The organism is Pseudomonas sp. LBUM1648 (genome assembly GCF_059716145.1).
Genome location: NZ_CP166808.1, coordinates 1,825,137 through 1,836,565 on the forward strand (window position 1 = coordinate 1,825,137; position 11,429 = coordinate 1,836,565).

The window sequence follows — 11,429 nt, forward strand, 5'->3', positions numbered from 1 at the left end:
AGTTAACTGTTGTTAGTGCTTGCGTCTGACAGGCCGAAGATTAAGCTGACCGCCGATTTTCGTTGATTGGAGAGTTTCATGTCCCGCCGTTTGCCCGTGATTCTGCTGCTCGTTTTGTTGCCGTTATGGCTGGCTGCCAGTTATGGCGCGCGTTATGGCTTTATGGAAGACGGGCAGTGGGTCGGCATCTGTGTGGATGAGGCCAGCCGTTGGGAGTGTCAGGTGCGCTCGAACCTCGGGCTGATGATTCACTTCAAGGTGTTGGGCTGGACGGCGCTGGGTGCGGCGCTGATCGGTTTTGTCTTGCCCGGGCGGGCAGGGTGGTGGCTGGCGGTGCTGGCGCTGGTCTTCGGGTTGCCGGCACTGGCGTTGTACAACACGACGCTGGCGGTGTTTGCGGTGGTGATTGCCGGGTTGCGCCTTGTCCGGGAGTCTCGCAGCGCCTGAAAATCAGTCATCGCGGGCAAGCCCGCTCCCACAGGGATCTGGAGAAACACAACATTTGTGTATGACCCCAAAACCTGTGGGAGCTGGCTTGCCAGCGATGAGGCAGGTACAGGCGCTAAAGGTCAGCGGATGCGAACCCGCAAGCAGCGCCAAAGTGCAGCAGCCATCAACAAACTCACCAGTGCCCAACCCCAGGCCTGCTGATTCAGCAATCCTTCTTCATACAACTGCGGCGCAATGCCGGCCCCGATGATAAAGGTCAGTAGCGCAATCTCCCGACGCGGCACGCTAACCGGGCGGCACAGGTAAACCAGCGCCGGCAGGATGAACGCCATGCTCGCAAAGCTGCGATAACGCGCATCGAATACCATCTCCAGCATCATCACCGCCGCCGCGAACCCTGCCGCCGCAACCAGCCAACCGGCGCGACGTTCCAGCAGATTGAACGCCCGTTCACGCCAACCCGTGCGGGTGCTCAAGGTCAGCGCGGCATGCGCCAACACCAACAGATTCAACGCCGTCAGCAGCCCGACCCACAGCCATTCACTGGCAAATCGTGTGGTCACGCGGGCCAGATCGCCCCACGCACCGATTGAACAAGCGGCGAGGGCGCCCAACAGCGGAAGCACCAGTGCTGATCGCGTCGTGCGAACCCGACCGCCGAGGACCAATGTGCCGAGGAAAATCAAACCGCCGACGGCCAGCCACTGCTTCCAGTACGGTACGTTGGTCACGGGGCCTGCGAGTACACCCTTGTCCTGGCGATCGGCATTGAACAGCCCCCAATAACCGCCGACCGCGCCTTCGCTCGCACGTTTCCATGGTTGATCAAATGCTTCGATGAGGTTGTAACGCCAGCCTTCCTTCTCGGCCATCGCGACAAAGCCACGGATAAACTTGGCTTCGTTTTCTCTGCTCGGCACGGCAGTCTTGCGCTGGCGGCCTTCGCTCGGCCAACCAGTTTCGCCGATCATTATTTCTTTTGGCGCAAACATGCTGCCAAAACTGCGACGAATCGCGGCCACTTGCGACAAGGCCACGTCAACGTTCCATGGATGGTCTTCCCAGTACGGCAGCAAGTGGATCGTTATGAAGTCCACGGCGGGAGCGATTTCTGGATGCCTTTGCCAGAACTCCCATACATCGGCGTAAGTCACCGGCTGTTTAACGTGACTTTTGACCTTGTTTATCAGCTTCACTAATTGCCCGCCGGTAACCTCTTTACGCAGCAGCGCTTCGTTGCCAACGATTACTGCGGTGACCACGTCCGGGTTGGCGTTGGCCGAGGCGATCAGCAGGTCGACTTCCTTCTCGGTGTCCACCGGGTTGCTGTTGACCCAGGCGCCGATCATCAATTTCAGGCCATGTTTACGTGCCAGATCCGGCAGCGCTTCGAGGCCGGTCATGGAGTAAGTGCGGATGCATTCAAAGCGCGTCGCCAACAGGGCGAGGTCGGCGTCCATGCGCTCCGGGCGCAGCTTGAACGGCACGTCGAACGGCGACTGGTCCTTGTCGAATGGGGTATAGGAGGCGCATTGCAACTTGTGCGTCGGGGTGGCAGCGTCCGGCAAAATCAATGGCTTACCGAGGCCATACCAGAAGCCGCCAAGGGCAAACAGCCCGAGCAGGCAGACGAAGACATAAGGAAGAAAAGCAAAGCGGGAAGTCGCGGACATGGTCAGGCCGAGTGGCTGCAAAGCGACGCATGTTACCTGCAATTAACAGAGGGTTGGTGGCCCGCATGGTTTTGACATGCAAAGTTCGGGCGGATTATTTGGCGTCATTTATATAGACGCGGTTAATGGCCTTCTGATGTCGTTTCTCGTTGCCTTGAGGTCGCTGACAGAGCAGGTCGCCTTGGGCGTCAGGTTGATGATCGAAGCCGTCAGTACTCCACTGATGTCCGGACGAGTTTGCGGTGAGGCGTGATGGGGGCGCTGTGCACCATAACAATACGTTGACGCCGCCCGTCATCCGTCGGGCGCAGCATTTCGGGGAAGTAACGATGAAGATGCGACGACTTTTAGGCGCAGGTGCCGCTCTGGCGCTTGCGATGAGCTCCACTTTCGCCAGCGCTGAAAAACAGACCCTGAACATCGGTTACGTTGACGGCTGGTCCGACAGCGTCGCGACCACCCACGTGGCGGCCGAAGTGATCAAGCAGAAACTCGGCTACGACGTGAAACTGCAAGCCGTCGCCACCGGGATCATGTGGCAGGGTGTCGCCACCGGTAAACTCGACGCCATGCTGTCGGCCTGGCTGCCAGTGACCCACGGCGAATACTGGACGAAGAACAAGGATCAGGTCGTCGATTACGGCCCGAACTTCAAGGATGCGAAAATCGGCCTGATCGTCCCGGAATATGTAAAAGCCAAGTCGATCGAAGACCTGAAAACCGACGACACCTTCAAAAATCGCATAGTCGGCATCGACGCCGGTTCAGGCGTGATGCTCAAGACCGATCAGGCGATCAAGGATTACGGCCTCGATAAGTACACCCTCAAAGCCAGCTCCGGCGCCGGCATGATTGCCGAGCTGACCCGTGCCGAGAAGAAAAACGAATCCATCGCCGTCACCGGTTGGGTGCCGCACTGGATGTTCGCCAAGTGGAAGCTGCGCTTCCTCGACGACCCTAAAGGCGTTTACGGCGCTGCTGAAACCGTGAACAGCATCGGCAGCAAGGGCCTGGATGCGAAGGCACCAGAAGTGGCCAAGTTCCTGAAGAACTTCCAGTGGGCTTCGAAAGACGAAATCGGTGAAGTGATGCTGGCGATTCAGGACGGTGCCAAGCCTGATGCAGCCGCCAAGGATTGGGTGGCCAAACACCCGGATCGCGTGGCTGACTGGACTAAATAACCGCAACACCGATATACCCCAGTGGGAGCGAGCCTGCTCGCGAAAGCGGTCTGTCAGTTAACTAAATGTTGACTGGCACGACGCCTTCGCGAGCAGGCTCGCTCCCACATTTGTTTTTGGGCTGCTTGAAATTGGCAAAAGTGTCATGGCGTTCTACTACTAAGGTCGTCTGGAACCTGTCCCGCAGCCGCATACATTAGCTACGTTCCAACAATAATCTGTGCTGCGAGGATAAAAACAATGAACGACAGCATTTACCTCTCGATTCAAAACAGTCCCCGATTCAAGGAGCTGGTGCGAAAAAGGGAAAAGTTCGCCTGGATACTCTCGGCGATCATGCTCGGGCTCTACTCCGGATTCATCCTTCTGATCGCCTACGGGCCACACGTGCTGGGTGCGAAGCTCAGTCCTGAATCCTCGATTACCTGGGGCATTCCTATCGGTGTCGGCCTGATTATCTCGGCCTTCATCCTCACTGCTATCTACGTGCGCCGCGCCAATGGCGAGTTTGACGACCTGAACAATGCGATTCTCAAGGAGGCTCAGCAATGATCCGGCGTCTACTTTCTCTATTGAGCGTTGCAGCGTTCGCGCCTTGTGCCTTTGCGGCTGACGCCTTGACGGGCGCAGTGGCCAAGCAGCCACTGAACATTCCAGCCATCCTGATGTTCGTGGCGTTCGTTGGCGCGACCTTGTACATCACCTACTGGGCCTCGAAGAAAAACAACTCGGCGGCCGACTACTATGCGGCGGGCGGCAAGATCACCGGTTTCCAGAATGGTCTGGCGATCGCCGGTGACTACATGTCGGCGGCGTCCTTCCTGGGGATTTCCGCGCTGGTGTTCACCTCCGGCTACGATGGCCTGATCTACTCGATCGGCTTTCTGGTGGGCTGGCCGATCATTCTGTTCCTGATCGCCGAGCGTCTGCGTAACCTGGGCAAATACACCTTTGCCGACGTGGCGTCCTACCGCCTCGGGCAAACCCAGATTCGCACCCTGTCTGCCTGCGGTTCGCTGGTGGTGGTGGCGTTCTACCTGATCGCGCAAATGGTTGGTGCCGGCAAGTTGATCCAACTGTTGTTCGGTCTGGACTACCACGTGGCGGTGATTCTGGTCGGTGTGCTGATGTGCATGTACGTGCTGTTCGGCGGCATGCTGGCGACTACTTGGGTGCAGATCATCAAGGCTGTGCTGTTGCTGTCCGGTGCCTCGTTCATGGCGCTGATGGTGATGAAGCACGTCAACTTCGACTTCAACATGCTGTTCTCCGAGGCGATCAAGGTTCACCCTAAAGGTGAAGCGATCATGAGCCCTGGCGGCTTGGTGAAAGATCCGATTTCGGCGTTCTCCCTCGGTCTGGCGCTGATGTTCGGTACTGCTGGCCTGCCACACATTCTGATGCGCTTCTTCACCGTGAGCGACGCTAAAGAAGCCCGTAAGAGCGTTCTGTACGCAACCGGTTTCATTGGCTACTTCTACATTTTGACCTTCATCATCGGCTTCGGCGCGATCCTGCTGGTCAGCACCAACCCGGCCTTCAAAGATGCTGCTGGCGCGCTGTTGGGCGGCAACAACATGGCGGCGGTGCACTTGGCCAACGCAGTCGGCGGGAGCATCTTCCTCGGCTTCATCTCGGCTGTGGCGTTCGCGACCATTCTGGCGGTTGTCGCGGGTTTGACTCTGGCCGGTGCATCGGCGGTGTCTCATGACCTGTATGCCAGCGTGATCAAGAAAGGCAAGGCGAACGAGAAGGATGAGATCCGCGTTTCGAAGATCACCACCATTGCCTTGGCAGTGCTGGCGATTGGTCTGGGTATCCTGTTCGAAAGCCAGAACATCGCGTTCATGGTTGGCCTGGCGTTCTCCATCGCGGCGAGCTGTAACTTCCCGGTCCTGCTGCTTTCGATGTACTGGAAGAAGCTGACCACTCGCGGTGCGATGATCGGCGGCTGGCTGGGGCTGATCAGTGCTGTGGGCCTGATGGTGCTTGGCCCGACCATCTGGGTGCAGATTCTGCATCATGAGAAGGCGATCTTCCCTTACGAGTATCCGGCGCTGTTCTCGATGATCATCGCGTTTGTGGGGATCTGGTTCTTCTCGATCACTGACAAGTCGGCGGCAGCGGACAAGGAGCGGGCGCTGTTCTTCCCGCAGTTTGTGCGTTCGCAGACGGGATTGGGGGCGAGCGGGGCGGTTTCGCACTGATGGTTTTCGATAGTTAGCAACGCTGTACTGAATGCCCTGGTCGAGAGATTGGGGCATTTTTATTGGGCGGTTATCGGACTGCGGCTGTTTGTTGCCTTTTTGTTGCGTTTATATCCGTTGCTGCGGTAACGGCTTCTTAGGGTTTCGCCCTTACGGCGACTCACTTTTTTGACAAACGCCTCAAAAAAGTAAGCAAAAAAAGGCTTGCCCCAGCGTTCGGCCCTCGCAGGCTCGGGTTCCTTCGCTCCGGGATTCATCCGGGCGCATCGCCTCCGGTTTGCTTCGCTGCACCTCCTCTCGATGCATTTGGCTTCGCCAAACGGTCGCTGCGCTCCCGCCCCCGGATAAATCCCTCCACTCAGCCTGCCGAAGGGGCCGGTGGATCAAGATCAAAAGCTGCACTCGAGCTAACGCTCATTGTGTTGGGTGGTGGAAAAGCGTGCGGTCGACTTCTGATTTTCTGTGGGAGCGAGCCTGCTCGCGATGGCGGCCTGACAGTCGACCAATCTCTAGCAGGTGCACCCAACCCAATTGTAGGAGCTGCCGAAGGCTGCGATCTTTTGATCTGTTTTGGCTTTGGCTTTGGCTTTGGCTTGGCTCTTGATGTTGCTTTTGCTCTTTTGCCCCCATCGGCAGGCCGAGTGAAGGTGTTCATCAGGGGGGGGTAGGCGCGAAGCGCCGTGCGGCGAAGCCGCATTCATCGAGAGGAGGTGCAGCGAAGCAAACCGTAGGCGATGCCCCCTGATGGACACCGTAGCGAGGGAACACTGAGCCTCAGCGAAGTGCCGAACGCCGGGGCAAAGTCTTTTGGGTTACCTTTTCGCTGGGCCGGCATTCCGGCGTTTGGAAAAGGTGACTCGCTGTAAGAGCGAAACCGCCAGCAGCAGCTACTCAAAAAACGGATATACACCTGATTCCAAAAAACCAGTCGGCCCACAGGCCGATGCGGCCCAATAAACAAAAACGGCCCCTATATAAATAGAGGCCGTTCCCGATACAACTCAAGACGTTATCGCAAGACAAGTCTTATTTGCGGTCTTCCAGCTTGGTAATGTCACGCGACTCGTAGCCGGTGTACAGCTGGCGCGGACGGCCGATCTTGTACGGGCTGGAGAGCATTTCTTTCCAGTGGGAGATCCAGCCGACAGTACGTGCCAGCGCGAAGATCACGGTGAACATGCTGGTCGGAATGCCGATCGCCTTGAGGATGATCCCCGAGTAGAAGTCGACGTTCGGGTACAGCGAGCGTTCGATGAAGTACGGGTCGGTCAGGGCGATCTCTTCCAGGCGCATGGCCAGTTCGAGTTGCGGATCGTTGTTGATGCCCAGTTCCTTCAGTACTTCGTCGCAGGTCTGCTTCATTACAGTCGCGCGAGGATCGCGGTTCTTGTAAACGCGGTGACCGAAGCCCATCAGTTTGAACGGATCGTTCTTGTCCTTGGCCTTGGCGATGAACTTGTCGATGTTGGACACATCGCCGATTTCATCAAGCATGGTCAGAACGGCTTCGTTCGCACCGCCGTGGGCAGGGCCCCACAGTGCGGCGATACCGGCGGCGATACAGGCGAACGGGTTGGCGCCCGAAGAACCTGCCAGGCGCACGGTGGAAGTCGATGCGTTCTGCTCGTGGTCGGCGTGGAGGATGAAGATCCGGTCCATCGCCTTGGCGAGCACCGGGCTGATCGGTTTGATCTCGCACGGGGTGTTGAACATCATGTGCAGGAAGTTTTCCGCGTACGTCAGGTCGTTGCGCGGGTACATCATGGGTTGGCCCATGGAGTACTTGTAAACCATCGCTGCCAGGGTCGGCATCTTGGCAACCAGGCGGATCGCGGAAATTTCGCGATGCTGCGGGTTATTGATGTCCAGGGAGTCGTGGTAGAAGGCCGAGAGGGCGCCGACTACGCCGCACATGACGGCCATCGGGTGGGCGTCGCGACGGAAACCGTTGAAGAAGGTTTTCAGCTGCTCGTGAACCATGGTGTGGTTCTTGACGGTGCTGACGAACTGGGCCTTCTGTTCTGCTGTCGGCAGTTCGCCGTTGAGCAGCAGGTAGCAGGTTTCCAGGTAGTCTGACTTTTCAGCCAGTTGTTCGATCGGGTAGCCGCGGTGCAACAGAATGCCGTTGTCGCCGTCGATATAGGTAATCTTCGATTCGCACGAGGCGGTCGACATGAAACCAGGGTCGAAAGTGAAGCGGCCCGTGGCCGTCAGGCCCCGAACATCGATTACATCGGGACCAACGGTGCCGGTTAAAATGGGCAGCTCGACGGGGGCTGCGCCCTCGATGATCAACTGCGCTTTTTTGTCAGCCATGTGGCCTCCTATTTATGCTTAACCATCAGACAGACCCCCCACGCAGGGCCCGCACCACTATAGTGAGATAAATTCGAATGTCAATTTGCCTAAAGTCTTGCTCCAGAAGGCTTTAAGCGCACTTTTTCCTCGAAATTGCCTGCCATTTACGCCTTTTATTGAACTTGTGCAATCAGCTATTGGGGGTAGGTGATTGCGTTGTCATTAGTAGCCTAACTGTCTATACTCGGCCACCGACCGCCAAGGGCTTTTGGGCCTGCTTTATTGGGGGTCGCATCCCTGGGTGGTGGTTACCTGACCAGTGCACTCCCCAACAACTTTGCCCTGATTGTTAGGGGCTCTTCAGTGTGAAAAAAAAGCCGTGAAAAGCCAACGACCTGTAAACCTAGACCTAAGGACCATCAAACTCCCCATCACCGGCGTTACGTCGTTTCTTCACCGTGTTTCCGGCATCATCCTCTTCCTGGGTATCGGCTTCATGCTTTATGCATTGGGCAAGTCTCTGGGTTCCGAGGAAGGTTTTGCCGAAGTGAAGGCATGCTTGACCAGCCCGCTGGCCAAGTTCGTAGCATGGGGCCTCCTGTCCGCTCTGCTGTATCACCTGGTAGCCGGTGTGCGCCACTTGATCATGGATATGGGCATCGGTGAGACGCTGGAAGGCGGCCGCCTGGGCTCGAAAATTATCATCGCCGTTTCGGTGGTGTTGATCGTTCTGGCAGGAGTTTGGATATGGTAACCAGCGTTACGAACCTTTCGCGTTCGGGCCTCTATGACTGGATGGCGCAACGTGTGTCTGCGGTTGTTCTCGCGGCTTATTTCATTTTCCTGATCGGATACCTTGCAGCGAATCCGGGCATTGGCTACGACCAGTGGCACGGCCTGTTCGCCCACAACGGGATGCGTATCTTCAGTCTGCTGGCCCTTGTTGCTCTCGGCGCTCACGCCTGGGTCGGCATGTGGACCATCGCGACCGACTACCTGACGCCAATGGCGCTGGGCAAGTCCGCGACCGCAGTACGTTTCCTTTTCCAGGCAGTATGCGGCGTTGCGATGTTCGCTTACTTCGTCTGGGGTGTGCAGATTCTCTGGGGTATCTGAGTCATGGCTAACATTCCAACGATTTCTTTCGACGCCATCATCATTGGTGGTGGCGGTGCCGGCATGCGCGCTGCGCTGCAACTGGCGCAGGGCGGTCACAAGACTGCCGTGATCACCAAGGTTTTCCCGACCCGTTCGCACACTGTATCCGCCCAGGGCGGCATCACCTGTGCAATCGCGTCCGCTGACCCGAACGATGACTGGCGCTGGCACATGTACGATACCGTCAAGGGTTCCGACTACATCGGTGACCAGGACGCTATCGAATACATGTGTCAGGAAGGCCCGGCTGCCGTTTTCGAGCTGGACCACATGGGTCTGCCGTTCTCGCGTACCGAGCAAGGCCGTATCTACCAGCGTCCGTTCGGCGGTCAGTCCAAGGACTACGGCAAGGGCGGCCAGGCTGCACGTACTTGCGCCGCTTCCGACCGTACCGGTCACGCACTGCTGCACACTCTGTATCAGGGCAACCTGAAAGCCGGTACTACGTTCCTGAACGAGTACTACGCTGTCGACCTGGTGAAAAACCAGGAGGGCGATTTCGTCGGTGTGATCGCGATCTGCATCGAAACTGGCGAAACCTCCTACATCCGCGCAAAAGCCACCGTATTGGCTACCGGCGGTGCAGGCCGTATCTACGCGTCCACCACCAACGCCCTGATCAACACCGGTGACGGCGTCGGCATGGCTCTGCGTGCTGGCGTGCCGGTACAAGACATCGAAATGTGGCAGTTCCACCCGACCGGCATCGCCGGCGCTGGTGTACTGGTTACAGAAGGTTGCCGTGGTGAAGGTGGTTACCTGATCAACAAGCACGGCGAGCGTTTCATGGAGCGTTATGCTCCGAACGCCAAAGACCTTGCCGGTCGTGACGTGGTTGCTCGCTCGATGGTTAAAGAAATCATCGCCGGCAACGGTTGCGGTCCGAATGGCGACCACGTAATGCTCAAACTCGACCACTTGGGCGAGGAAGTGCTGCACAGCCGTCTGCCAGGCATCTGCGAACTGTCGAAGACTTTCGCGCACGTTGACCCGGTGGTTGCGCCGGTTCCGGTTGTTCCGACTTGCCACTATATGATGGGCGGCGTTGCCACCAACATTCATGGTCAGGCGATCACCCAGAACGCCGACGGCGTGGATCAGATCATTCCTGGTCTGTTCGCTGTAGGTGAAGTGGCTTGCGTATCGGTTCACGGCGCCAACCGTCTGGGCGGCAACTCGTTGCTCGACCTGGTGGTATTCGGCCGCGCTGCCGGCCTGCACCTGGAAAAGGCACTGACCGACGGCATCGAATACGACGACGCTACCGAAGCCGATATCGAAGCTGCCCTGTCGCGCCTGAACTCGCTGAACAGCCGCACTGATGGCGAAGACGTGGCAACCCTGCGTCGTGAGCTGCAAAGCTGCATGCAGAACTACTTCGGTGTGTTCCGTACCGGCGAATACATGCAGAAAGGTATCGCTCAACTGGCCGATCTGCGTCAGCGTATCGCTAACGTGAAGATCAACGATAAGTCGCAGGCTTTCAACACTGCACGTATCGAAGCGCTGGAACTGCAAAACCTGCTGGAAGTGGCTGAAGCGACTGCCATCGCTGCCGAAGTGCGTAAAGAGTCCCGCGGCGCGCACGCCCGTGAAGACTTCGAAGACCGTGACGACGAAAACTGGCTGTGCCACACCCTGTACTTCCCGGGTGACAAGCGCGTCACCAAGCGTGCCGTTAACTTCTCGCCGAAGACTGTTCCGACTTTCGAACCGAAAGTCCGGACTTATTAAGGGTGACCGCCATGTTGCAAGTCAGTGTTTATCGCTACAACCCTGATCAGGACGCTGCGCCGTTCATGCAGGAATTCCAGGTCGATACCGGTGGTAAAGACCTGATGGTGCTGGACGTGCTGGCCCTCATCAAAGAGCAGGACGAAGGTTTCTCCTATCGTCGCTCTTGCCGTGAAGGTGTCTGCGGCTCCGACGGCATGAACATCAACGGCAAGAACGGTCTGGCCTGCATCACGCCACTGTCCGCCGTTGTAAAAGGTAACAAGTTGATCGTTCGTCCTCTGCCAGGTTTGCCGGTTATCCGTGACCTGGTCGTCGATATGAGCATCTTCTACAAGCAATACGAGAAGGTGAAGCCTTACCTGCAGAACGACACGCCGGCTCCGGCCATCGAGCGTCTGCAGTCGCCAGAAGAGCGTGAAAAGCTCGACGGTCTGTACGAGTGCATCCTGTGCGCTTGCTGCTCGACCTCTTGCCCGTCCTTCTGGTGGAACCCGGACAAGTTCCTGGGTCCAGCTGCTCTGCTGCAAGCCTATCGCTTCCTGGCAGACAGTCGTGACACCAAGACCAACGAGCGTCTGGCTTCGCTCGATGACCCGTTCAGCGTATTCCGCTGCCGGGGCATTATGAACTGCGTCAACGTATGTCCGAAAGGCCTGAACCCGACTAAGGCCATCGGTCACATCCGTAACATGCTGCTTTCGAGCGGCGTGTGATTCAGCTGCTGT

Annotated in this window: 10 protein-coding genes; 8 read left to right on the forward strand and 2 right to left on the reverse strand. The window is 57.6% G+C overall.

Annotated elements, in window-relative coordinates; translation table 11 throughout:
* Nucleotides 1-78 precede the first annotated feature (78 nt).
* Nucleotides 79-447, forward strand: coding sequence for a hypothetical protein (locus ACA043_RS08380; protein WP_187677427.1), 369 nt, complete (start codon nt 79-81; stop codon nt 445-447).
* Nucleotides 448-569: 122 nt separating this feature from the next.
* Here ACA043_RS08380 and ACA043_RS08385 read toward each other — a convergent pair whose 3' ends face one another.
* Nucleotides 570-2,165: a glycoside hydrolase family 17 protein gene (locus tag ACA043_RS08385; protein ID WP_497658961.1), complete on the reverse strand. Its 1,596-nt coding sequence runs from the start codon at nt 2,163-2,165 to the stop codon at nt 570-572.
* A 287-nt stretch (nt 2,166-2,452) separates the two neighbouring features.
* Here ACA043_RS08385 and ACA043_RS08390 point away from each other — a divergent pair, with 287 nt between their 5' ends.
* From ACA043_RS08390 to ACA043_RS08400, 3 genes are all read left to right on the forward strand, one after another.
* Entirely contained in the window at nt 2,453-3,304 is an 852-nt protein-coding gene (locus ACA043_RS08390) for a glycine betaine ABC transporter substrate-binding protein (RefSeq protein WP_095190653.1), read from the forward strand.
* A 240-nt stretch (nt 3,305-3,544) separates the two neighbouring features.
* Nucleotides 3,545-3,856 carry a DUF485 domain-containing protein gene (locus ACA043_RS08395; protein WP_187677430.1) on the forward strand — a complete coding sequence of 104 codons (312 nt, stop codon included), beginning with the start codon at nt 3,545-3,547 and terminating at the stop codon, nt 3,854-3,856.
* Nucleotides 3,853-5,511, forward strand: a complete 1,659-nt coding sequence (locus ACA043_RS08400) for a cation acetate symporter (protein ID WP_187677431.1) — start codon at nt 3,853-3,855, stop codon at nt 5,509-5,511. Before ACA043_RS08395 ends, ACA043_RS08400 begins: the two co-directional genes overlap by 4 nt.
* Nucleotides 5,512-6,537: 1,026 nt before the next feature.
* Here the strand turns inward: ACA043_RS08400 and gltA are convergent.
* Nucleotides 6,538-7,827 (reverse strand): citrate synthase, encoded by a 1,290-nt coding sequence (gene gltA / locus ACA043_RS08405; RefSeq protein WP_003222994.1) that lies wholly within the window; start codon nt 7,825-7,827, stop codon nt 6,538-6,540.
* A gap of 361 nt (nt 7,828-8,188) precedes the next feature.
* On the opposite strand from gltA, the gene sdhC reads away from it, so the two are divergent.
* Genes sdhC through ACA043_RS08425 form a run of 4 tightly spaced genes read left to right on the forward strand, consistent with a single transcriptional unit; the run spans nt 8,189 to nt 11,417 of the window.
* The gene (gene sdhC / locus ACA043_RS08410; protein ID WP_034156251.1) at nt 8,189-8,563 is read left to right on the forward strand and encodes a succinate dehydrogenase, cytochrome b556 subunit; all 375 of its coding nucleotides are present in this window, start codon (nt 8,189-8,191) and stop codon (nt 8,561-8,563) included.
* Nucleotides 8,557-8,925, forward strand: coding sequence for a succinate dehydrogenase, hydrophobic membrane anchor protein (gene sdhD, locus ACA043_RS08415; RefSeq protein ID WP_007977503.1), 369 nt, complete (start codon nt 8,557-8,559; stop codon nt 8,923-8,925). The genes sdhC and sdhD overlap by 7 nt, the downstream gene beginning before the upstream one ends.
* Nucleotides 8,926-8,928: 3 nt before the next feature.
* Complete coding sequence (sdhA, locus tag ACA043_RS08420; protein ID WP_187677432.1) at nt 8,929-10,701, forward strand: succinate dehydrogenase flavoprotein subunit; 1,773 nt, start codon at nt 8,929-8,931, stop codon at nt 10,699-10,701.
* A gap of 11 nt (nt 10,702-10,712) precedes the next feature.
* On the forward strand, nt 10,713-11,417 hold the full coding sequence (locus tag ACA043_RS08425; RefSeq protein WP_038364054.1) for a succinate dehydrogenase iron-sulfur subunit: 705 nt from the start codon (nt 10,713-10,715) through the stop codon (nt 11,415-11,417).
* Nucleotides 11,418-11,429: the final 12 nt, after the last annotated feature.